The sequence below is a fragment of the Microbacterium sp. MYb62 genome, assembly GCF_002979475.1.
In the GTDB taxonomy this organism is placed as follows: Bacteria; Actinomycetota; Actinomycetes; order Actinomycetales; family Microbacteriaceae; genus Microbacterium.
In genome coordinates this window covers 14,230-36,540 of record NZ_PCOY01000011.1, presented here as the reverse complement: position 1 = coordinate 36,540, position 22,311 = coordinate 14,230, and the positions used below count along the sequence as shown (strand labels likewise).

21 protein-coding genes are annotated in these 22,311 nt (G+C 69.7%); 9 read left to right on the top strand and 12 right to left on the bottom strand.

Annotated elements, in window-relative coordinates:
* Positions 1 to 20: 20 nt before the first annotated feature.
* Together CQ042_RS12275 and CQ042_RS12270 are read right to left on the bottom strand one after the other, a co-directional pair.
* Complete coding sequence (locus CQ042_RS12275) at positions 21 to 809, bottom strand: IclR family transcriptional regulator (RefSeq protein ID WP_105670765.1); 789 nt, start codon at positions 807 to 809, stop codon at positions 21 to 23.
* 54 nt (positions 810 to 863) lie between these two features.
* Positions 864 to 1,922 carry a D-2-hydroxyacid dehydrogenase gene (locus tag CQ042_RS12270; protein WP_105670764.1) on the bottom strand — a complete coding sequence of 353 codons (1,059 nt, stop codon included), beginning with the start codon at positions 1,920 to 1,922 and terminating at the stop codon, positions 864 to 866.
* 99 nt (positions 1,923 to 2,021) lie between these two features.
* On the opposite strand from CQ042_RS12270, the gene CQ042_RS12265 reads away from it, so the two are divergent.
* Positions 2,022 to 2,912 (top strand): NAD(P)-dependent oxidoreductase, encoded by an 891-nt coding sequence (locus CQ042_RS12265; RefSeq protein ID WP_105670763.1) that lies wholly within the window; start codon positions 2,022 to 2,024, stop codon positions 2,910 to 2,912.
* Between the two features lie 56 nt (positions 2,913 to 2,968).
* Positions 2,969 to 4,423 carry an NADP-dependent phosphogluconate dehydrogenase gene (gndA, locus tag CQ042_RS12260; protein WP_105670762.1) on the top strand — a complete coding sequence of 485 codons (1,455 nt, stop codon included), beginning with the start codon at positions 2,969 to 2,971 and terminating at the stop codon, positions 4,421 to 4,423.
* Positions 4,424 to 4,473: 50 nt separating this feature from the next.
* On the opposite strand, the gene CQ042_RS12255 is transcribed toward gndA, so the two are convergent.
* From CQ042_RS12255 to CQ042_RS12245, 3 genes are all read right to left on the bottom strand, one after another.
* Positions 4,474 to 5,586, bottom strand: coding sequence for an FAD-binding oxidoreductase (locus CQ042_RS12255; protein ID WP_105670761.1), 1,113 nt, complete (start codon positions 5,584 to 5,586; stop codon positions 4,474 to 4,476).
* Between the two features lie 91 nt (positions 5,587 to 5,677).
* Positions 5,678 to 6,322, bottom strand: a complete 645-nt coding sequence (locus CQ042_RS12250; protein ID WP_181157555.1) for a bifunctional 4-hydroxy-2-oxoglutarate aldolase/2-dehydro-3-deoxy-phosphogluconate aldolase — start codon at positions 6,320 to 6,322, stop codon at positions 5,678 to 5,680.
* On the bottom strand, positions 6,319 to 7,236 hold the full coding sequence (locus CQ042_RS12245) for an SMP-30/gluconolactonase/LRE family protein (protein WP_181157554.1): 918 nt from the start codon (positions 7,234 to 7,236) through the stop codon (positions 6,319 to 6,321). The genes CQ042_RS12250 and CQ042_RS12245 overlap by 4 nt, the downstream gene beginning before the upstream one ends.
* Positions 7,237 to 7,348: 112 nt before the next feature.
* On the opposite strand from CQ042_RS12245, the gene CQ042_RS12240 reads away from it, so the two are divergent.
* Positions 7,349 to 8,266 (top strand): dihydrodipicolinate synthase family protein, encoded by a 918-nt coding sequence (locus CQ042_RS12240; RefSeq protein ID WP_105670759.1) that lies wholly within the window; start codon positions 7,349 to 7,351, stop codon positions 8,264 to 8,266.
* The gene (locus CQ042_RS12235) at positions 8,263 to 8,982 is read left to right on the top strand and encodes an SDR family NAD(P)-dependent oxidoreductase (protein WP_181157553.1); all 720 of its coding nucleotides are present in this window, start codon (positions 8,263 to 8,265) and stop codon (positions 8,980 to 8,982) included. Before CQ042_RS12240 ends, CQ042_RS12235 begins: the two co-directional genes overlap by 4 nt.
* 150 nt (positions 8,983 to 9,132) lie before the next feature.
* Here the strand turns inward: CQ042_RS12235 and CQ042_RS12230 are convergent, their stop codons facing one another.
* The 3 genes from CQ042_RS12230 to CQ042_RS12220 are packed head-to-tail and all read right to left on the bottom strand — an operon-like array spanning position 9,133 to position 12,294.
* Complete coding sequence (locus tag CQ042_RS12230) at positions 9,133 to 10,446, bottom strand: extracellular solute-binding protein (RefSeq protein WP_105670758.1); 1,314 nt, start codon at positions 10,444 to 10,446, stop codon at positions 9,133 to 9,135.
* A gap of 52 nt (positions 10,447 to 10,498) precedes the next feature.
* Positions 10,499 to 11,356, bottom strand: coding sequence for a carbohydrate ABC transporter permease (locus CQ042_RS12225; protein WP_105670757.1), 858 nt, complete (start codon positions 11,354 to 11,356; stop codon positions 10,499 to 10,501).
* Positions 11,356 to 12,294 carry a carbohydrate ABC transporter permease gene (locus CQ042_RS12220; protein ID WP_105670756.1) on the bottom strand — a complete coding sequence of 313 codons (939 nt, stop codon included), beginning with the start codon at positions 12,292 to 12,294 and terminating at the stop codon, positions 11,356 to 11,358. Before CQ042_RS12220 ends, CQ042_RS12225 begins: the two co-directional genes overlap by 1 nt.
* A 228-nt stretch (positions 12,295 to 12,522) precedes the next feature.
* Between CQ042_RS12220 and CQ042_RS12215 the strand changes: the two genes are divergently transcribed.
* The 5 genes from CQ042_RS12215 to CQ042_RS12195 all read left to right on the top strand — a co-directional run bounded on the left by CQ042_RS12215 (position 12,523) and on the right by CQ042_RS12195 (position 18,049).
* The gene (locus tag CQ042_RS12215) at positions 12,523 to 13,326 is read left to right on the top strand and encodes an IclR family transcriptional regulator (RefSeq protein WP_105670755.1); all 804 of its coding nucleotides are present in this window, start codon (positions 12,523 to 12,525) and stop codon (positions 13,324 to 13,326) included.
* A 98-nt stretch (positions 13,327 to 13,424) separates the two neighbouring features.
* The gene (locus CQ042_RS12210) at positions 13,425 to 14,585 is read left to right on the top strand and encodes a mandelate racemase/muconate lactonizing enzyme family protein (RefSeq protein ID WP_105670754.1); all 1,161 of its coding nucleotides are present in this window, start codon (positions 13,425 to 13,427) and stop codon (positions 14,583 to 14,585) included.
* A 130-nt stretch (positions 14,586 to 14,715) separates the two neighbouring features.
* The gene (locus tag CQ042_RS12205; protein WP_181157552.1) at positions 14,716 to 15,678 is read left to right on the top strand and encodes an acetylxylan esterase; all 963 of its coding nucleotides are present in this window, start codon (positions 14,716 to 14,718) and stop codon (positions 15,676 to 15,678) included.
* A 110-nt stretch (positions 15,679 to 15,788) separates the two neighbouring features.
* Complete coding sequence (locus CQ042_RS12200) at positions 15,789 to 16,517, top strand: response regulator transcription factor (protein ID WP_017828429.1); 729 nt, start codon at positions 15,789 to 15,791, stop codon at positions 16,515 to 16,517.
* Between the two features lie 26 nt (positions 16,518 to 16,543).
* On the top strand, positions 16,544 to 18,049 hold the full coding sequence (locus tag CQ042_RS12195; protein WP_105670752.1) for a cell wall metabolism sensor histidine kinase WalK: 1,506 nt from the start codon (positions 16,544 to 16,546) through the stop codon (positions 18,047 to 18,049).
* Between the two features lie 173 nt (positions 18,050 to 18,222).
* Here the strand turns inward: CQ042_RS12195 and CQ042_RS12190 are convergent, their stop codons facing one another.
* From CQ042_RS12190 to CQ042_RS12175, 4 genes are all read right to left on the bottom strand, one after another.
* On the bottom strand, positions 18,223 to 19,797 hold the full coding sequence (locus tag CQ042_RS12190) for an FAD-dependent oxidoreductase (protein ID WP_105670819.1): 1,575 nt from the start codon (positions 19,795 to 19,797) through the stop codon (positions 18,223 to 18,225).
* Between the two features lie 15 nt (positions 19,798 to 19,812).
* Positions 19,813 to 20,694: an FAD:protein FMN transferase gene (locus CQ042_RS12185; RefSeq protein ID WP_105670751.1), complete on the bottom strand. Its 882-nt coding sequence runs from the start codon at positions 20,692 to 20,694 to the stop codon at positions 19,813 to 19,815.
* 14 nt (positions 20,695 to 20,708) lie between these two features.
* Positions 20,709 to 21,182 (bottom strand): FMN-binding protein, encoded by a 474-nt coding sequence (locus CQ042_RS12180; protein WP_105670750.1) that lies wholly within the window; start codon positions 21,180 to 21,182, stop codon positions 20,709 to 20,711.
* A 93-nt stretch (positions 21,183 to 21,275) separates the two neighbouring features.
* Positions 21,276 to 22,310 (bottom strand): ribose-phosphate diphosphokinase, encoded by a 1,035-nt coding sequence (locus CQ042_RS12175; RefSeq protein WP_105670749.1) that lies wholly within the window; start codon positions 22,308 to 22,310, stop codon positions 21,276 to 21,278.
* Position 22,311: the final 1 nt, after the last annotated feature.

The following is a 22,311-nucleotide window of genomic DNA, read 5'->3' as shown; positions in this document are numbered from 1 at the left end:
GGCCGAGCGGGCCCGTGCCCTCAGCGGCGTGCGGCGGAGCTGAACGGGTTCGTCAGCGCCGCGGCGGCCTCGCGCAGAGCCTCCCCCACGCGCTCGATGCGCTCGTAATCGGCCTCGGCGGCGCGGATCGCCACCCCGAGAGCGAGCGGAGGGTCAGTCGGCGCCCACCCCTCGAGCGGGACGGCGACGCCCACGATGCCACGGAACGACTCCTCCGCATCCAGCGCCCAGCCGCGACGGCGGGCCGTGGCCAGCACCTCGAGGAGCCCCGCCATCGTGGTCGCGCTGCGCTCGGTGAGCTGCGGGAAGACGGCGTCTTCCCCGAGGAGTTCGATGACCTCCTCGTCGCTCATCGCCGCCAGCAGCGCACGCCCGGTCGCCGACAGCGGCGCCGGCAGCCGCGAGCCCAGAGGAGTTCCCAGACGGAGCGAGCGCGAGCCCTCGTGCCTGGCGAGGTACAGCGCATCGGTGCCGTCGAGCATCGCGACCTGGACGAGTTCGGGTGCCAGGCGGGGCGAAGCCTCACACACGCTGTAGAACTCTCGCACCTGGTTGAACTGCGCCGCGAAGGCGCCCCCGAGCTCCGCGGTGCGCACGCCGAGACGATATCCCTGGGCGGTGCGGTCGATCATGCCGCCCGCCTCCAGCGCGAGGCACAGGTTCGCCGTCGACGACTTCGCCAGTCCCAGGTCCCCCGCGAGCTCGGTGAGCGTGCGCGGCGCCCCGGCCTCCGCGAGGATGCCGAGCAGACGGATGCTCCTGGTCACGGCAGGCGCCGGATCGCGCCCTTCGCGGGTGTCGTCATCCATGGCAGCGCCCTCCGCCGTCCGGTGCGCCGCAGGCGGTCGAGCGCCCGCGGCTGATCAGTAGAACTCGACCGTATCGACCACGGCGCTCAGCGGTTCGCCATCGAGCAGGCGCGCCGCATTCTCCGCGAAGCGGCGGGCGATGCGCTCCTCCTCCTTCGAGCTGAGAGCCGCGGTGTGCGGGCTCACGAGCACGTTCGGATGCGTCCACAGCGGAGACGCGTCATCGAGGGGTTCCTGTTCGAAGACGTCGAGCGCGGCGAAGGCGATGCGGCCGTCGTCGAGCGCCCCGAGCAGGGCGGTCTCGTCGATCACGGTGCCACGGCCCACATTGGCGATGATCGCGCCGGGCCGCACGGCGTCGAACACGTCGGTGCCGATGAGATGGTGGGTCTGCGCCGTGCCCGGCAGCGTGACGACGATCGCGTCGACGTGTGCGACGGCGTCGATCAGCTCATCGAGCGGCACCAGGCGATCCACCCCGGCCACCGGTTCTCCCGATCGGGTCGTGCCCCAGACCCTGGCGCCCAGCGCGTGGAAGCGCCGCGCGCACTCCGCTCCGATGCCCCCCAGACCGACGACCAGCACGGTCATCTCGTCGAGCTGGCGCATCTCCCAGCGGTCGGGCCAGGTGCGCGTGCCTTGGTCGGCGAGGAGGCGCGGGAGGTTCTTCGCCCCCGCCATCACCCCGAACACCGCGAACTCGGCGAGCGGGCCGCCGTGCACGCCGGCGCTGGTGGTGAACACGACGCGGTCGAGGGCGGCCCGATCCAGACCTGCCGCCTTCACCGACGCCCCGCCACCTGCGGCGGTCGTCATGACCCAGCGCAGGCGCGGGTTCGCGGCCACGGTGCGAGCCAGCGCTGCGGCATCCACGTCGGGGATCCCGAAGAGCGCGTCAGCCGAGTCGACCAACTCCTCGAAGGCCTGCTGCTCACGGGGGGCACGGGTGAACTCCGGGTCGCCCGACCAATCCGCCGGCCCGCGCATCGGAGCCATCAGCGAGTGGTCGCGGACCACCTCGACGCGCGGCTCGAGCTCTTCGATCAGCCGACACAGGTCCTCCCGCAGCGGCACCGCCACGACGGCGCGCAGCTTCTTCTCGGTCCCCGTCATGCTGATCCCTTCCTCGGGAGTTCTTGGATTCCTCACCATAGCTCAGATCCATTCTGTTGGACACTGTTCTCTGGGTTGGATTGTTGCTACCGTGTGCGCATGAGCATCTCATCCGTCACCGTCGGCGCCGTGGGTCTCGGCGCCATGGGCCGCCCCATGGCCGAGCATCTGCTGGCCGCACGCGGCAGGCTCGTCATCCACGCCCGCCGCCCGCAGCCGGAGCTGCTGGCGGCCGGAGCCTCCTGGGCGGAGACGCCGCGCGAACTCGCCTCCAGAGTAGACGTCCTGCTCATGATGCTGCCGGATCTCCCTCCGTTCGAAGCCATGCTCGACGGTCCGGACGGTCTGCTCGCCGACCCCGGCGACCTGCTCATCCTCATCGGCTCCACATCTTCGGCTCCCGCCGTCCGCGCACTCGCGGAGCGGGTCGGCGCCCGGACGGGCGGCAAGGTGCGCGTCGTGGACTGCCCGGTCTCCGGCGGCGAGGATGGAGCCAGGGCCGGAACCCTCTCGATCATGCTCGGCGGTGACCCCGAGGATGCGGCCCTCGCTGCCGATGTGCTCGCCCCCTGCGGGACCCCTGTCCTGCTCGGACCGCTCGGCGCCGGCGAAGTCGCCAAGGCCTGCAATCAGCTCGTGGTCTCCGCGACGATCCTGGCGCTCGGCGAGGCCACCGTGCTCGCCGACCGCTCGGGGCTCGACCTCGATGCGCTCTGGTCGCTGCTCTCGGGCGGATACGCCGGCTCGCGCCTGCTCGACAGCCGGCGGGAGAAGCTCGTGACCGGCGATGACTCCCCCAGCGGCATCGCGCAGTACATGGTGAAGGATCTCGGCTTCGCCTCCGACATCGCGGACGCCACGGGGACCTCCCCCGTCCTGCTGCCCACCCTGCGCGCGGCCTTCGACGAGCTCGTCGCCGCGGGTCTCGGAGATCGCGACATCGCCGTGGCACGGCGCTTCATCGCCACCCGCGACACAGGTGGCCACTGACCTCCCGTACAGCGATACGCTGAAACCACCCCTTCTTCACGATCGAGGAGCCTTCTGTGCCCGAAGCATCAGCGAACATCGGAGTCGTCGGACTCGCCGTCATGGGATCGAATCTCGCCCGCAACCTCGCCAGCCGCGAGGGCAACACGGTGGCGATCTTCAACCGCAGCTACGAGAAGACCCAGACCCTCCTCGACGAGCACCCCGAGGCCGGATTCGTCCCGGCCCACACCTACCAGGAGTTCGCCGACTCGCTGCAGAAGCCGCGCACCGCGATCATCATGGTCAAGGCCGGGGGCCCCACCGATGCGGTGATCGACTCGCTGGTCGAGGTCTTCGAGCCGGGCGACATCATCGTCGACGGCGGCAACGCGTACTTCCCGGACACCATCCGTCGCGAGAAGGCCGTCCGCGAGACCGGCATCAACTTCGTCGGCGCCGGCATCTCCGGTGGCGAGGAGGGCGCCCTCACCGGCCCCTCGATCATGCCCGGCGGCTCGGACGAGTCGTGGATCACGCTCGGACCGATCCTGAAGTCGATCGCGGCGATCGCCGAGGGCGAGCCGTGCGTGACGCACGTCGGCCACGACGGCGCCGGCCACTTCGTCAAGATGGTGCACAACGGCATCGAGTACGCCGACATGCAGCTGATCGCCGAGGCCTACGACCTCATCCGCCGCGGCACGGGCAAGTCCCCCGCCGAGATCGCCGAGATCTTCGCCGAGTGGAACAAGGGCGAGCTCGAGTCGTACCTGATCGAGATCACCGCCGAGGTGCTCCGCCAGATGGATGCGGAGACGGGCAAGCCGCTCGTCGACGTCATCCTCGACCAGGCCGGAGCCAAGGGGACCGGCGCCTGGACCGTGCAGACCGCGCTCTCGCTCGGCGTCCCCGTCTCGGGTATCGCCGAGGCGACCTTCGCCCGCTCGCTCTCCTCGCACCCCGAGCAGCGCGCCGTCGCCGGTGTGCTCCCCGGCCCCGACGAGGAGTTCGCGGTCTCGGCCGAAGACACCGAACAGTTCATCGAGGATGTGCGTCTGGCACTCTATGCGTCGAAGATCGTCGCCTACTCGCAGGGCTTCGACGAGATCCGCGCGGGTGCGGCCGAATACGGCTGGAACATCGACCTGGGTGCGATCTCGAAGATCTGGCGCGGCGGCTGCATCATCCGCGCGCAGTTCCTCAACCGCATCGCCGACGCCTATGCGGCGACCCCCGAGCTCCCGGTACTGATGACCGCGCAGTACTTCGTCGATGCGCTCACGCGCGGCCAGGCGTCGTGGCGTCGTGTCGTCGTCACGGCGGCTCAGGCGGGCATCCCGGCCCCGGCGTTCTCGTCGTCGCTGTCGTACTACGACGGCATCCGCGCCGACCGCCTTCCGGCCGCTCTCGTCCAGGGTCAGCGTGACTTCTTCGGTGCGCACACCTACAAGCGCATCGACAAGCCGGGCACGTTCCACACGCTGTGGTCGGGCGACCGCACCGAGATCGAGGCCGAAGACACGCACTGACGTCTCACCGCGAAGGGCCGGGCACCGCGAGGTTCTCGGCCCTTCGCGCGTCACACGACGACGTTGTGATTGCGACGGAACAGATTCTGCGGATCCCACACCGCCTTCGTCGCGCGCAACCGCGCGAACCCTGCCTCCGAGAACATTCCGGGTACGGCCTCCGGCCGTTCGGTGTCGGCGAAGTTGCCGTACTCCGCGAGACGACCGGCTTCGATCTCCCGCCAGTCGGATTCGATCGCTGCGCGGGTCTCCTCGTCGATCATGCCGGGGATGTCGAAGGCCCCCGCGAGCACGAACCAGTTCGCTGCGCGGGCGGGGAACGCGGTGTCCTCCTGCGCCACATCGCGGACGGCCCCGCCCAGGGACCGCAGGAAGACGACGGATGCCGGATACGCCTCCCGGAAGGCCACGAGTCGCGCGAGGAGGGCATCGTCGAGCTCGGCGTAGAGCCCATTTCCGCCGATGAACCCCGGAGGCGCGGCCGACTCGTCGTCCTCGGGCTCCGGCATCTCCAGCAGCACCTCACGATATGCGGGTGTCGTGACCGTGGTCCGCACCCCGTGGAGGGTGGAGATCGGCTCCAGCACGGCGCGCAGCCGGTCGGGTTCCGGTGCTGACCACACGGCGCTCAGCCGCGCCCCGGCCGGCGCGCTCGGGTCCATCGGCGGCACATCCATGTAGGTGACCGTGAGCTCCCGGGGCGCGTCTCGGAGCAGTTCTCTCGCGGCGCGCAGCACAGTGGCCGGGTCGCTGTCGATCACACTCTCGGCGAAGGCGATGCCGGACAGCGGGTGCGCGGCGAAATCGAAGCGCGTGACCACACCGAAGTTGCCTCCCCCACCGCGCAGCGCCCAGAACAAGTCGGGGTTCGACGCCGCCGACGCCTCGACGACCTCGCCCGTCGCCGTGACGACCTGCGCTCCGATCAGCTGATCGACGGCGAGGCCCCACGCACGCGCCATCCACCCGATGCCCCCACCGAGCGTGAGCCCTCCGACCCCGACCGATGCGGTGTCGCCGGAGCTGATCGCGAGTCCGTGCGCGGCGAGGACGGTGGCCACGTCGCCCCAGACCGCACCGCCGCCGATGCGGACGGTGGTGCCGTCGACCTCGATATCGGACAGACCGCCGAGGCGCAGCCGTCGCGTCGTGCGCCGTGCCACCGCGGCGCCACCGCCGACTCATGCGTCACCACGATGATCGAGGTCCCCGCGGCGCACAGGCGCGGCGCACAGGACCCCAGGAGTGCGCGGGTCAGCCGGTATGAACGGCCTCCACGAACGCCCTCGCGCGAACAGCGAGCGCATCGAGGTCGCCCCCGGGGCTCGCGGCATCGCCGACCAGAGGTCCCCCCACGCCGATGCCGAAGGCGCCGGCGGCGAGATACGCGCCCACGGTGTCGACGCCCACTCCTCCGACGGGGATGATCCGCGCCTGCGGGAAGGGGTCGCGTACGGCACGGAGGAAACCGGGGCCGAGCGCCGACGCGGGGAACAGCTTCACCGCCGCGCTGCCGAGGTCGTGGCCTCGCTGGATCTCGGTGGGTGTGTACACGCCAGGAAGGACACCGATGCCCTGGCTCACCGCAAAGGGCACGGAAGCGCTGAGCGTGGGCGTCACGATGAACTGCGCGCCGGCGGAGACCGCCCGTTCGACATCGGCCTCGTCGAGCACCGTGCCCGCGCCGATCAGCGCGTCCTCCGGCGCATCCCGCACCACCTGGGCGATCGCCTCGACGGCATCCGGCAGAGTGAGCGCGATCTCCAGCGCCAGGACGCCCGCGCCCAGAAGCGTGCGCGCCGCGGCGACCGTGGCGTCGACGTCCGTTCCGCGAAGGATCGCGACGAGCCGCGTGCTGCGCAGCCGTTCCTGCAGCTGCGCGTTGTCGACGGCGCTCACAGCGCCTCCCTCTCGACGGAGCCGACCTCGCCCACGTTCGGTGCGGTCCCACCCCAGGGGAACGCGGGTGCGCCGCCGACGTCGACCTGCACGCCGAGCAGCGCGCCGTCGGCGTGGGCGGGATCGGCGAGCCCGATGCTGGCCGTCGTGACCACGAGCAGCCGATCGACGAGTGCCACGGCGGTGGGCCGCCTCGCGGGGAGCCCGATCGTCTCGAGGAGCTCACCCCCTGGCGAGTAGCGACGCACCTCGGCGGCATCCCAGACCGCGACCCAGAGCATGCCGTCGAGGTCGATCGCCATGCCGTCGGGGTTGCCGCCCTCGACCCGGCACACGGTGCGACGGTTCGAGAGCTCTCCGTCCGGCGCCACGTCGAACGCCTCGATGCTGCGGTGCGGGAGCGTGTCGATGTAATACAGGGTCGAGCCGGTGCGGTCGAACGCGAGGCCGTTCGACACCGTCACCCCGTCGAGGCGCGCGATCGGCTCCCCGTCGGGCTCGATGCTCCACAGCGTGCAGTGCGGGTCGCGCGGCATCGACTGGCTGCCTACCCAGAAGCGCCCGGACGGATCGCCGCCCCCGTCGTTCATGTAGTCCCCCGGCCCGGCGATGTCGTCCGTGAGGGGAGAGATGACGCCGTCGTCGCTCACGTGCACCACGCGGCGGTCGACGCCGACCAGCCAGCCCGCCCCCGGCTGCGAGAGGGGGACGGGAGCACCGATCTGCGCACCGATGATGATCGCCGTCTCCGGGACGACCTTCCCGTCTTCGATGCGGCCGCGATGCAGCGAACCCGTCGCCATGTCGATCCAGGCGAGCCCCCCGTCGCGGCCGTCCCACCGCGGAGACTCGGCTTGGACGTAGCGGGCGTCGGAGAGGATCTCGACGGTTCGGGCAGTCGGGGTGTGCGGCATCCGGGTCATCCTTCACTGGTAGCTCGTAACCGTTATGTGGCAGACTATCTCACAATATGCATAACACTTGCGAGAAATGTGGACACACGATGATGAAGCGGGGAAACAGCTGATGGCTCCGACACTCCACGGCTTGATGCCCATCCTGGCGACTCCTTTCGACGAGTCGGGCGCCCTCGACCGTGAGAGCCTGCGCCGACTGGTCGAGTTCCAGCTCGACTCCGGAGTCGACGGCGTCGCCGTCTTCGGCATGGCGAGCGAGGGCTTCGCTCTCACCACGGCGGAGCGCCGCACGATCCTGGACGATGTCGTCCGCGTGGTCGACGGCCGGATCCCCGTGATCGCCGGCGTCAACGGCACCTCCACGGCGACCTCGATCGAGCAGGCCCTCCTCGCGGAAGAGGGCGGCGCGGACGCCCTCATGGTCCTCCCGCCGTTCATGGTGAAGCCCCCGGCCGGCACTCTCGTGGACTTCTACGGCGACGTCGCCGCCGCCACCTCCCTCTCGGTCATGGTGCAGGATGCCCCCGGCGTCACCGGCGTCGTGATGGCTCCGGCGCTGATCGCCGAGATCGCCCGCCTCGACGGCGTCGACTCCGTCAAGGTCGAAGCGCCGCCGACCGCCCCCAAGGTCGGCGCCGTCGTCTCGGCCATCGACGACCCGGGATTCGCCGTGCTCGGCGGACAGAACGCGCAGTTCTGCCTGGAGGAGTACGCCAGGGGCGCCGTCGGCACGATGCCGGCCTGCGAGTTCCCCGACCTCCTCGGTCCCGTGCTCACGCAGTTCCTCGAGGGGCGCGTCGATGAGGCGCGCGCAGAGTTCCGTCGTATGCTCCCTCTCGTGCTCATCGGTCTGCAGGGCGGCATCGCGTGGGCGGTGCACAAGGAGATCCTCGTCGCGCGCGGCGTGATCGACCACGCGACGGTCCGCTATCCGGCGTCGCGCCTGGACGCCGGCAGCCGCGCATCGGTCAAGCTCGTGATCGACGAGCTCGCCCTGCCGCCGATCCCCTCCAGGATGCGCGTATGACCCGCCGCGGCGTGCTGCTGATCGGCGGCAGCTCCGACATCGGGCTCGCGATCGCCCGCGCCTTCGTCGACGGCGGAGACGCCGTCGTCGGGGTGGGGCTCGAGGACTCCGCCGATCAGGTCTTCGAGAGGTACCTGGTCGCGGACTGCAGCCGTCCGGAATCCGCCGACCGCGCCGTCGCGGATGCGGAGCAGACGCTCGGTCGACTCGACGTCGTGGTACTCGCAGCCGGGCGCATGCCGATCGGCCGCGCCGAGGCCACGAGCGATGAGGACTGGCGCGGCGCCCTGGGTGCCACCCTCGACTCGGCGTTCTTCGTGGCGCGGGCGGCGCTCCCCCGCCTCGCCGCCGGATCGTCGATCGTCGCCGTGACCTCCGTCAACTCGTCGCTCGCCGCCCCCGCCCTGCCTGCGTACGCAGCGGCCAAGGCGGGCGTGGACGGCCTCGTGCGGCAGCTCGCGCTCGACTACGGCCCCCGCGGCATCCGCGTCAACGCCGTGCAGCCGGGCAGCATCTCTGCCGTCGATACCGGCGAGAGCGAGGGCTACCCGCTCGGACGCATCGGCCGCCCGGAGGAGGTCGCGTCCGTCGTGGCGTTCCTCGCCTCCGATGCCGCGTCTTTCGTCACCGGCACGTCGCTGGCCGTCGACGGCGGTCTGTCGATCTCGTCGCCGGCCGCCTGGCTCAAGCCAGTGCTGCGGGAACGCTGGCTCTGAGCCGCACGCTCTACGAAGAAGGCCGCGTCCCCTCTCGGGACGCGGCCTTCTTGCTCTGCCCTCGGCCCCGAGGGAGACGCTCGAATCGCCTGAATGGCGGCATCCGGGAGGAGAACGCGGCCTTTCAGGCGATTCGAGAGGACGCGCAGCTCAGGCGTTGGCGTCGAGCAGGCCCTGCACTTCCTTCTTCAGCGCGTTGAGGCCCGCCTGCGCCTCGACCTGACCGGCGAGGATCGTCGCGACCCCTGCGCCGATCGCCGCATCGATCTGGGCGGTCACCGCGACCCGGTCCCATGCCGCACCGCGAGCATGCTCGGAGACCTCGGTGCGGAAGGCACCCTGGAACTTGTCCGCCGCGAGAGCCGGGATCTTGTCCGCCACGCTCTTGGCGGCGGGAGCGACCGCGGAGTTCTCGTACAGCGCGGTGGCCGCCTCGACGTTCGTCGCCGCGTAGAGGATGAAGTCACGGCTCGTGAGCTCTCCTTCGCCCGCTGTCGCGAACACCCCGCTGCCCCAGGCCCGGTTGAAGGACTCCTTGCCACCGGCGGTCGGGCGCGAGATGGCACCGATGTTGTCGATGATGTTCTGAGCGGCGCCGTTCGTCTTGACGAAGGTCGACGCGAGCGGAGCATCGTCGTACAGGGCCGCCCGGCCGCTCGCGAACAGGATGCGGGCATCGCTGCGCGCCACGTTCGTCTGCGTCAGGCCGGCATCCTGGAGAGACTTGTACCAGGTGACCGCCTTGACGCTCTCGGCGTCGCCCAGGGTGCACTTCAGGTCGTCGGTGACGACGTCGCTGCCGAAGCCCCACATCCACGGCACGGCGTCCTTGAGGTCCGGGTTCTTGGTGACCGCCGCGTAGGGGATCAGCGACGAGTCCTGCTTCTTGATCTTCTCGAGCGCGGTGGCGAACTGCTCCACGGTCATACCCGACTTGATGCCGACGCTCCTCGCGATCTCGCCGTTGGTGATGATGCCGATGCCCGCAGCCGTCAACGGCAGCACGAGCAGCTTGCCGTCCATCGTGTAGGAGTCGAGCACGCCCTGCGGGATGCCCAGGCCCTTCGCGAGGTCGGTGAGGTCGGCGAGCACGTTCATCGGGGTGAGCACCTGCCACCCGCCCGACTGCCCGACACCCATCAGGTTGCCGGAGCGTCCGGTCAGGGCCAGTTGCGTGGCAGCCTGGTCGTACGGGTAGATGACCGGGGCGACCGTGACGCCCTCCTGCTTCGAGAAGCCGTCGAGGATCCCCTGCCATGCCGACTTCAGGGCCTCCTCGCCGAGCGAGTTGCCGTAGAAGTTGATGGTCTTGGCCTTGGTCGCGGCGTTCGCCGTCGCACCGGCACCGGCACCGGGCGCGGCGGGCGTCGCGCAGCCGGCGAGCGCGAGAGCGCCGAATGCGGCGAGCACGGTGCCGCCTCCGAGGAAGGCTCGGCGGCTCAGCTGTGAGTTCGAGATGGTCATGGAGACTGCTCCTTCGAGGTGATGGGGGGAGAGCTGTTCAGGTGACGCATGGCTACCCCTTGACGGCTCCGGCGGCGAGGCCGGAGACGAAGTAGCGCTGCAGGAGGATGAAGATGATGACGAGCGGCAGCGAGGTGATGAGCGACGCCGCCATGAGCGCAGGCCAGTCGGCCGTGCCCTCACGGATGAAGGCCTGGGTCAGACCAGCCGGCAGTGTCTGCTTGTCGGGACCCGCGAGCGTGAGCGCGAAGAGCAGGTCGCTCCAGCCGCGCATGAAGGCGAACATCCCCGCGGTGATGAGACCGGGGACCACGAGCGGGAACACGATGCGGAACATCGTGCCCGTGCGCGAGAGCCCGTCGACCTTCGCCGCCTCGAGGATGTCGTCGGGGAGTGCGTCGATGATGCCCTTCAGCAGGAACACCGCGAGCGGCAGCGTGAACGTCGTGAACGAGATGATCAGGGCCGTGTAGGTGTACAGCAGCCCGGCGGAGCTCAGCATCAGGTACAGCGAGATGAGCAGCAGGGCACCGGGGATCAGCTGGCCGATGAGGAACATGAACATGACGGCGTTGCGGCCGCGGTAGCGGAACTTCGACAGCGAATACGCCATCAGACCGCCGACCAGGACCGCGAGCAGGGCGGTGCCGGTGGAGACGATGATGCTGTTGAGGAGGTTCTTCAGCAGCAGGTCGTTCTGGAAGAAACCGATGAAGTTCTCGAACGTCGGGTCGACCGGGAAGAACGGACGGTCCAGCGAGAAGACGTCCTCCTTCTTCGTGAACGCGGTCGCCGTGAGCCAGTACACCGGCAGCAGACCGAACAGCGCCAGCAGCAGGAGCAGGACGCGCCCCGGGATGGACAGGTGGGGGCGGATGATCGACTCCCCCACATCGCGACTACGGCGCATCACTTCTCCAGCCGTCGGTTGAGGAACAGGTATCCGGTCGTGATGATCGCGAGCAGGACGAGCCAGAGCGTGCCCATGGCCGACGCCTTGCCGAGTTCGTAGCTGCCAAAGGCCAGGTCGTAGAGGCTGACCGCGAGCGTCGTGGTCGAGTTGCCGGGCCCGCCGCCGGTCATGACGAAGATCGTGTCGAAGTTGCCGAAGTTGTAGATGAACTCCAGCACCGCGACGAGGGTGACGGGGCCCGCGATGTGCGGCAGCGAGATGTGGCGGAACCGCTGCGAGCGGGTCGCACCGTCGATCGTGGCGGCCTCGATCTGCTCGCTCGGCAGAGTCTGGAGCACCGCGAGGGCGACGACCATGATCCACGGGAAGGAGTGCCAGGTCTTGGCGATGACCACGGCGGCCATCGCACCCGTCGGGGTGCCGAGCATGCTGACCTCCGGCAGGCCGAAGACCGAGAGCACGTGGTTCACGACGCCGTAGCTGTCGTTGAAGATCCACGCCCAGAGGAAGGAGACGACCACACCGGGAAGCAGCCACGGCAGCATGAGGGCGCCGCGCAGGATGTTGCGTCCGCGCATACGGGCGTTCAGCAGCAGGGCGAGTGCCACGCCCAGCACGAGGGGGAAGACCGTGGAGAGCGACGCGAACACGAGGGTCGTGCCGAGCCGGGCGAAGAACTCCTCCCAGACGGCGGCGTAGTTGTCCAGACCGACGAACGTGCGCTCCGGGCGCAGGAGCGACTGGTCGAAGAGGCTCGTGAAGATGCTCGACACGAGGGGGAAGATCGCGATCACGAGGAAGAGGAGGACCGCGGGAAGTGCGATCATGAAACCGAAGGTGCGATCCTTCGCGCCCAGCGTGGAGCGTCGCCCGGAGCGGGGCTCGACGGCCTTCTGCTCGCTCTCTGCGGGCCGCTCGAGTATGGCTTGTTGCATTGCAGTCACTTTCCAGTAGAGACGACCCGCGAGGGGCCCTGCGCGTCGTCGTCACAGTCGTCGACGTCGACGTGCGGCCAGTTAACCACAATGCGGATGCTAAATCCACAAAATGCATAAGACACCCACATTTGTGTTGCTCGAAGTCATTTCACTCAATAGGATGACTGGCAGCGGCGATCAGCCGCGGCGTCGCACGAGCGGCGGCAGCGATGAGGAGGAGTCACCATGGCATCGGAATCGGTAGGCGGCACGCAGACCGTCGAACGGGCGATGTCCTTGCTCGCCTGCTTCACCGAGGAATCCGGTGAGCTGAGGGTCTCCGAGCTCTGCACCCTCACCGGTCTCGGCCAGTCCACGGTCTCCCGCATGATGTCCGCGCTCGACCGCATGAAGTTCGTGGTGCAGGACAGCCGCACCGGGCTCTACCGCCTGGGTCCCGCCGCCGTGTCGCTGGGCACGATCGCCCTCAACGGGTCCCCCATCTTCCGTGCCTCGCGGCAGATCGCCCAGAATCTCGCCCGCAGGATCGAGATCGGCGTGAACGTCGCCGAACTCACCGGTTTCACCTTCACCTACCTCTGCAACTTCGAGGGGTCGCTGGCGCCGAAGTCGTTCGCCATGGCCGGTCGCACCGGTCCGCTGCATGCCACGGGCATCGGCAAGGCGCTCCTCTCCGGCATGACCGACGAGCAGGTCGACGAGTACTTCGCGCAGACGCCCCAGCGCTTCACCCCGCACACCATCGTCGACCGCGACGCCATGCAGGTCGCGCTCGACGAGTCGCGCAGCCGCGGATACGCCACCGAGATCGAGGAGCTCGCCTTCGGACGCGCCTGCATCGCCGCCCCGATCCGCAACCGCGCGGGTGAGATCGTCGCCGGCATCTCGGCCAGCGGCCCCCTCTCCGTGCTCGATCTGCACGAGCCGCACCAGGAGCTCGCCCTGCAGCTCATCGAAGCGGCCGACGAGATCTCGGTCGCGCTCGGGTACAGCCCTTCTCGCACCGCATCGGCGTTCGCGGCGCTCTGACCCCCGGCTTCCCCCGGCCGTGACGCGACACGGCCCCTGATCCCTGACCGCGGCACCTGCCGCCGGCCGCTCGCCCCTCGATGTCTTTGGAGACCCCAGTGAGAATCACGCGCGTCCAGACCTTCCCGCTCTACCTCTCGAAGGAGGAGGCGAACAACTCCTACGCGGGCGACACCGCGGTGGACCACCGCGGGTATGTGATCCGTCCGCCGTGGCGGAGTCTGTACTCCCCCGGGTACGAGACCCTGCTCGTGAAGATCGAGACCGACGAGGGTCTGGTCGGGTGGGGTGAGGCGCTCGCGCCGGTCGCGCCCGTGGTCGCCGCGGCCATCGTCGACAACCTGCTCGCTCCGCTCGTCCTCGGCGAGGACCCGCGCTCGGTGCGCACCCTCTGGCACCGCATGACGGAGTCGATGCGCGAGCGCGGCCACCTCACCGGCCACCAGGCCGATGCGATGGCGGCGGTCGACATCGCCCTGTGGGACCTCTGGGGGCACGCCACCGGACTCTCGGTGTCCGAGCTCGCCGGAGGACGCTTCCACGAGGTCCTGCCGACGTACGTCTCCGGCATCCGCGGCGTCGACGACGTCGAGCGGGCCGAGAAGACCGCCGAGCTCGTGGAGGGCGGCGTGCGCCGCATCAAGCTGCACCTCGGCGTCGACATCCGCACCGACCTCGCCACCTACGACGCCGTCCGGGGCGTCCACCCCGACCTCGACGTCGCGCTCGACGCGCACTGGACGTACCGGCTCGGCGAGGCGCGAGCCCTCGGCCGTGAGCTCGACGACCGCCAGGCCTGGTTCTTCGAGGCACCCCTGGCTCCTGAGGATGTCGAGGGCCACCGCGACCTCGCTGCCGCTCTCGCGACGCCGATCGCGGTCGGCGAGGCGATGCGGAGCCGTTTCGAGTTCACGGACTGGCTGACCCGCCGCGCCGTCGGCCTCACGCAGCCCGACATCGGACGCACCGGCATCACCGAGGGACTCGCGATCGCCGCGGTCGCCGACGCGTTCCATGTGCAGGTCGCGCCGCACCACTCCGCCGCCTTCGGCATCGCGATGGCCGCCGGAGTGCACGTCGCCGCGAGCGCCGCATCGCTCCTGGCTTTCGAATACCAGCCGTTCACGCTCCCCGTCGCCAATCGACTCCTCACGTCGCCGCTCGAGGTACGCGCCGACGGCGGATTCCTCGTCCCGACCGGACCCGGGCTCGGTGTCACCGTCGATGAGGACGCGATCCAGGAGTACGTGCGCCACTGATCCTCCGCCCCTCTCCCGGCGACGCGCACGACAGGCGACACGAACGGCGGACGGGCCGCGAACGATCGGCCCGCCCGTCGTCGGCGACGGTAGCGTCGAGCAGGCAACCCCACCGGAAAGGACGCACACCGTGACACAGGACCCTCCCGAGGAGATGACGGAGTACTCCCTGGGGACGTTGCTGACCCCTCTCGCGCCGCCGGACGAGCCCGACGACTTCGACGACTTCTGGCGGACGACCTTCCAGGAGTTCGGCACGGGCGCGGTCGACTGGCGCCTCGCCGAGGACCTCGCGCCGACCGACACGCACCGCGTGTCGGAGATCCGCTTCCGATCCTCCGCCGACGAACCCGCCGCCGCCTATGTCCTGCTGCCCCGCGCCGCCGCCACCCGTCGGGGGCTGGTGGTCGGACACGGCTACGGTGGCCGCACCGGCCCCGACCTCGACCGCGTTCCCGCCGACACCGCGGCGATCTTCCCGGTCGCCCCCGGCACGCACGTCGACACGAAGAGCCGCTTCCCCGCCCTTCCGGACGAGCACGTTCTGGCGGGGATCGCGCACCGCGACACCTACTCGCATCGCTTCAGCGCGGCCGACATCTGGCGCGCCGCGACCGTCCTCCTCGAGATGGCGCCTGCCGCGACCGGAGCACTCGACTTCAGCGGCGGGAGCTTCGGCGGCGGGATCGGGGCACTGGCACTCCCCTGGGACGCCCGGTTCCGTCGCGCGGCCCTGGACGTCCCGAGTTTCGGGAACCACGGTGTCCGCCTCTCCCGGCGATGCACCGGGAGCGGTGAAGCCGTGCGCCGATACCTGCGCCACCACCCCGACACGCGACCCGTGCTCGACTACTTCGATGCCGCCATCGCCGCGCGGCGGCTGCGCCTTCCCGTGCACGTCAGCGCGGCGGTGCTCGATCCCGCCGTCGACCCGCGCGGACAGTTCGCCGTCTATCACGCGCTGGCGGGGCCGAGACGTCTGAGCGTCCGCGCCAACGGACACCTTCCGGGGCCGATCGGAGAGCTGTCCGACCGACTCGCCCTGCAGGAAGGCATCGACTTCCTCGCACTCCCCGACGAGCGCCTGATCTGAGCGCGGTCACGCACACGCCGACGCCTCTTCTGGCACCTCGCCGACCGTCTCTCAGACAACGCATAGCGATCTCCATAGAAATCACATAGGAGATTCCGCAGAATAGGGATATGACCAGCGACCTGCCCGAACTGCGCCGCCCCGACGGCTCCCCCCTGCGCATCCTCGCCGTCGACGACGAGCAGATGCTGACCGACCTGCTCGCGATGGCCCTGCGCATGGAGGGCTGGGAGGTGCGCACGGCATCCTCCGGCATGGAGGCGCTCCAGGTCGCCCGCGAGTTCGAGCCCGATGCGCTGGTGCTAGACATCATGATGCCCGACCTCGACGGGATGTCGGTGCTCAAGCGGCTCCGCGAGTCCGGGAACCTGGTCCCCGTGCTCTTCCTCACCGCCAAGGACGCGGTGGGCGACCGGGTCGCAGGGCTCACGGCCGGCGGCGACGACTACGTCACCAAGCCGTTCAGCCTGGAGGAGGTGATCGCACGGCTGCGGGCGATCATCCGTCGCACCGGTCACGCCACCGCCGACGACGGTCAGTCGATCCTCCGCGTCGCCGACCTCACGCTCAATGAGGACAGCCACGAGGTCGTGCGCGACGGCACCGAGATCGAGCTCACCGCGACCGAGTTCGAGCTGCTGCGCTACCTCATGCGCAACGAGCGGCGAGTGCTGTCGAAGGCGCAGATCCTCGATCGTGTCTGGAGCTACGACTTCGGCGGCAAGTCGTCCGTGGTCGAGCTGTACATCTCCTACCTGCGCAAGAAGATCGATGCCGGGCGCACGCCGCTGCTGCACACCGTCCGCGGCGTCGGCTACATGATCAAGGCCCCGCAGTGAGTTCTGCGACGATGATGAGACGGCCGATGAGCCTGCAGACGCGGTTGATGACCGCCGTGATCGGGTTCGTGTCGCTCATCCTCATCATCGTCGCCGTCATCACCAGCGCGACGCTGGGCAAGACCATGGAGGACCAGCTCGATCAGAAGCTGAATACCTACGCACACCAGCTGGTGCGCGTGACCCAGGCCTTCTCCCCCTCCTCCGCCACCGCGCAGAACATCCTGGCCGGGCCTTTCGCGCCTCCGACCGGATTGCTCTTCGTCGTCTCGAGCCCCGTGAGCGGCTACAGCGGCGCCATCGTGGAGAGCACCGCCGGGGACGAGCTCTCCAGCGGCCTGCAGACGCTGAGCGGGTCGCAGATGATCGAGATCGCGGCGGCGCTGAAGGACACCTCCGTCGCCACGGTCTCGCTCACCGACCTCGGCTCGTATCGGATCATCGCTCTGCCCGCCGACAACGGCGTGATCGTGGTGACCGGACTCCCCCGCGACGAGATCCAGAACCAGCTCACGCAGCTGCTCACCGTGATCGCCCTCGCCACGATCGGCGGTCTGATCCTGCTGGCCCTCACCACCGCGATCACGATCCGGGTGAGCCTGCGGCCGCTCCGCGCCGTCGCGATGACCGCCACCAGAGTGGCGAACCAGCAGCTCGACCGCGGCGAGGTGAGCATCACCGAACGCGTGCCCGCCGCCGAGGCCGATCCGCGCACCGAGACCGGGCTCGTCGGGGCGGCAGTGAACAAGCTGCTCGATCACGTCAACACCTCTCTCGCGTCGCGGCAGGAGAACGAGGAGCGGATGCGCCGCTTCGTCGCCGATGCCAGCCACGAGCTGCGCACCCCCCTCGCCTCGATCCGGGGCTATTCGGAGCTGTCGCTGCGGGCGCTGCGTCAGGCGGACGCGCCGGTGGAACGCCCGGAGATCATCGAGAGCACGACGTCATCGCTGGAGCGCATCCAGGCGCAGTCGCTGCGGATGACCCGTCTGGTCGAGGATCTGCTGCTGCTCGCCCGTCTCGACGAGGGCCGCGAGCTCGTCTACAGCACGATCGACCTCGCTCAGCTGGCGCTCGAGGGGCTCTCGGATGCGCGTCCCACAGCGGCCGATCATCACTGGCACATCGAGGTGCCCGAAGAGCCCGTCACGGTCGTCGGCGATGCCGGACGCCTGCACCAGGTCGTCGCGAACCTGCTCGCGAATGCGCGCACCCACACTCCCGCAGGCACCACCATCACGTTGAGTGTCGCCCAGGAGGGCGACGAGGCGGTGCTGCGCGTGCACGACGACGGTCCGGGGATCGACCCCGCGATCCGCGACGAGCTGTTCGCCCGCTTCGCCCGCGGCGACACCTCCCGGGCCCGCCAGACCGGAGGCACGGGACTGGGACTCGCGATCGCGAAGGCGATCGTGGAGGGGCACCGCGGCTTCCTCACCGTCGCCAGTGAGCCCGGTGACACGACCTTCACCGTCCGCATCCCGACGAACCCGGCCGCGGCGACCGCGGGAGACGTGCCCTCCGAGGCCTGACCCGTGGTTCCGCAGCAATGCGCGGGACGGATGGAGGGAGGTGCAGGAAAGAGATTCACCGCGCCCCTGTCGGGTGGTTGCACGGGCGTCGGGACACCGGCGGTCGATGCACCCCGCATCCGCACCATCTCCCGACGAATGCCGCTCCGTGCCGGGATGCGCCTGACCGCGATTCAGTAGCCGGCGAAGGCGTCTGTCGTGAGGCTCCGGGCCTTCTGCAACGCCGGGGCGAGGTCGGCGATCAGTCGCGGCGGACCCGAGATGAAGGCATGGCGCACCGCGAGGTCGTCGACCGTGCGCTCCAGGGTCTCCGCATCCAGACGAGCGCCCTGTGCCCAGGACCAGTGCGCGGGGAGGTCTGCGGGCTCGTCACGGGTGAACACGACCGTGCGCACGCCGGTCGCTGCGAGCTCATCGCGGAAGGCGAGTTCCGATGCCTCGGATGCCACGTACACGAGCACCACGTCACGCTGTCGCCCCGTCGCCTGCAGCTGCCGCAGCTGGGAGACGAACGGTGTCACGCCGATCCCCGCAGCCACCATGAGCACCGGCTGATCGCCACGCGGCAGGATGAAGTCGCCCCAGGTGCCCGTGACCGCGAACGTCGCGCCGGGTTCCGCGGCGGCGAGAGCGCGCTTGTAGCTCGAGGGATGCTTCTGGTCGCCGTTCTTGTACGCGATGCGCAGCGTCGGCAGATCGGCCGGCGCCGACACGATGCTGAACTCCCGGCGGGTGCCACGAGCGTCGGGTCGATGATGCGGCACGTCGAGCTCGAGGTACTGCCCCGGGAGGAAGCGCACCCGCCCCTTGGCGCGGAAGGTCAGCTCCTGCGCGGTCGGGGTGACGAACGCGCGCCGCTCGAGCACGAGCCGCACCGACCCGCGCAGGGCGAAGGCGAACGCCACCAGGTTGCCGATCAGGAGTGCGCGCTCCTGACCGAGCGTGAACAGCCCCGCCACCGAGATCGGCCACCCTGCGAGCAGGCCCACCACGACGGCCACCGCGAACTGCTGACGACGACGCGGGGGCAGCGTGAGCGGCTCCGAGAGCATGAACGCCCCGAGGAACAGGAACGGCGACTGGAGCACGGCGAACTGCAGCGCGGTCGCGGCGTCGAACGCGATGTCGAACTGCGTGGCCTGCACCGCCTGCCGCACCACGGAGGTGGCGACCGCGACGAGCAGGAACACCAGCACGACGCGGATCTTCTCGGTGCGCCAGAGCACCGCGAGACCCAGCACGGCGACCGGAATCGTCAGCACCGGAGTGCCCACCCACCACGACGACGACGTGCCCAGCCATTCGAATGCCCCGAAGGCGCCGAGGATCGACACCACGGCGGCTCCGAACGCGGCCGGGTTGAAGATGTGGCGTCCGCGCCACGCGATCAGATACTTCGAGACGCTCGCCACCGCGCCGGCGAGGGCCAGCCCGAGCAGCGCTCCCGGTTCGACACCCGGGCGGAGCACGAACAGCAGGATGAGCGCCGTGACCAGAGATGATTCGATGCGCCAGGGGAGTCGCAGGATGCGCTGCGCCGCCGCATCCACGGCGGAGATGACGATAGCGAGCACGAGGAACGAGGCGACCATCTCGAGCGGAGTCGGCGAGACGATCACGCCGAACAGCGACAGCACGAAGGCGATGACCGCGAGGGCGACCAGCGCGAACAGCACGAGACGGTACATCGACAGCGAGCCCAGCACCGCGAGGACCCGCTGACGTGCGGCGGCGAATGAGGTGATCACGTTCTCCACTCTTCCCTAGTTCGAGCCGGCGCCGCGCATGTTTCCCCCGGCGACGAACAGCTCGGCAGGACAGGCGGGCGAACGCTGCACCCGTCCGTCGGTGCTCATCCGCACCCATTCCACGCCCCAGGATGCCGCGAGCTCGGCACCGCCCTCGAAGAAGAGGGCTGTCGCCGCGGCATCCGCCCTCATCGCCTCGGGGGCCAGCGCCCAGGTCGCGGCCCACGTGCGCACGGGGAGTCCGGTCCGGGCATCGAGGACATGATGCAGCCCGCTCCCCCACGTGCGCCTGTTGATCGCCGAGGCGCACAGCGCCTGGTCCCGCAGCTCGACGACCCCGATCGCCTTCTTCAGGTCGTACGGATGCTCGAGACCGATGCGCACGCCCGCTCCGCGGACGCGGATGTCGCCACCCGCATCGACCACGAGGTCGCCGGGGACCGATGCCAGCCGCTCGCACACGAGATCGACCAGGCGCCCCTTGCCCAGCGCACCGACATCGAGGAGCAGGGGCTCGGATGCCGCGACCTCGGTCGTCGTCCACGACATCCGAGTCTTCCAGTCGACCGGGGCGACGACCGGCTCGCCCGCGACGAGCGAGTAGTCGGCGTCGTATCCGAGTGCGTCGAGGCTTGCGGCCACGAGAGGATTGACCGCACCGGCCGTCGCCGCGGAGAGAGCCCGATACGCGTCGAGCATCGCGCCGGCATCGCTCGATGTGAGCACACCGCCCTCCCGGCCCAGTCGGGCGACGTCGGAGTCGTCACGGAACCGGGACCACTCGCCGTCGAACCGCGCGATCTCGGCGGAGACCATGGTGCGGACCTCATCCGAGAGCGGATCGGTCGTCTCGATCTCCCAGTGCGTTCCGATCGCCTCGAAGCGCCAGCTCGCCATGCGGCCGCAGGCGCCTAGGCGGCTGCCTGCTCCTTGATGGCCTCGACGGCGGCGTTGAACCCGCCGCTGGTCAGCGAGGAGCCGGCGACGCGGCTGACGTCCAGGTCGTCGATCGCCACCCCCTCGACCTCGGCGGCGATGCCGTCGATGAACTGGCCCTGGTACTGCTCGGTCTCGGGCGCCTGCGGGTCGCCCGTGACCTCGACATCGGTCACGACGCCGTCGGCGAGAGTCAGCGTGACGGAGATCTTCTCGACCGTCTCGGGGGTCTGATACGAGCCGTCAGCGGTGTAGCTGCCGTCGGCGTAGGTCGCCGTCGAGTCGCCGCCGGAGGATTGGGACGATGACCCGGTGCCCGCCGTGCTGCTGTCGTCGGCCGGGGCTTCGGCGTCCGCGGTACCGGAGCATCCGGCGAGGACGAACAGACCCGCGACCCCGAGCAGTGCGGATCCCTTGCGGACAGAGGTCGGTACGGTCGTGCGGATCATGCGGGTCCTCCCGGCTCGGTGTCGGTCGACGCGCTCGTCGACCATTCGACCGTAGGCACGACGGCTATGCGCGGGCTGTGCCGTGACGATGCGTTACGCGTCGCCGCCGAACATGCTCGTCACGGAGCCGTCCTCGAAGACCTCGTGGATGGCGCGAGCCAGCAGCGGGGCGATCGGGAGGATCGTCAGCTTGTCCCAGCGGCGCGACTCGGTCAGCGGGATCGTGTCGGTGATGACGACCTCGTCGATCGACGAATCCTGCAGCCGCTCGGATGCCGGGTCACTGAAGATCGCGTGCGTGGCGGCGACGATCACGCGATGCGCACCGGCCGCCTTGAGCGCCTGCGCGGCCTTGACGATCGTGCCGCCGGTGTCGATCATGTCGTCGACGAGAAGGCAGGTGCGACCTTCGACGGCGCCGACGATCTCGTGCACGGAGACCTGGTTGGCGACCTTCGGGTCACGACGCTTGTGGATGATGGCGAGCGGAGCGCCGAGGCTGTCGGACCAGGTGTCGGCCACGCGCACGCGACCCATGTCCGGGGAGACGACGGTGAGGATCTCGCGGTCCTGCGGAGAGAGGGTGCGCTCGAAGTAGTCCAGCAGCACGGGCTTGGCGAACAGGTGATCGACGGGGCCGTCGAAGAAGCCCTGGATCTGCGCCGCGTGCAGGTCGACGCTCATGACACGATCGGCGCCGGCGGTCTTCAGCAGGTCGGCGACGAGACGGGCGCTGATCGGCTCGCGTCCGCGGCCCTTCTTGTCCTGACGCGAATACGGATAGTACGGCGCGACGACGGTGATGCGCTTGGCCGACGCGCGCTTGGCGGCGTCGATCATGATGAGCGTCTCCATGAGCCACTCGTTGACCGGCTCACCGAACGTCTGGATCAGGAAGAGGTCCACCCCGCGGATGGAGACCTCGAAGCGGGCGTAGATCTCGCCCGAGGCGAAGGTGCGGTGCTCGACCGGAGCGATCTCGGTGCCGAGCGCCTCGGCGACGGCCGCCGTGAGCGCGGGATGGGAGCGCCCGCCGGCGACGACGAGCCGCTTCTTGGTCTTGGCGATGATCCCGGGTGCCACGCCGTTGTCGCGATCCAGATCGACCGTCTTCTTCTTGCGCGCCATG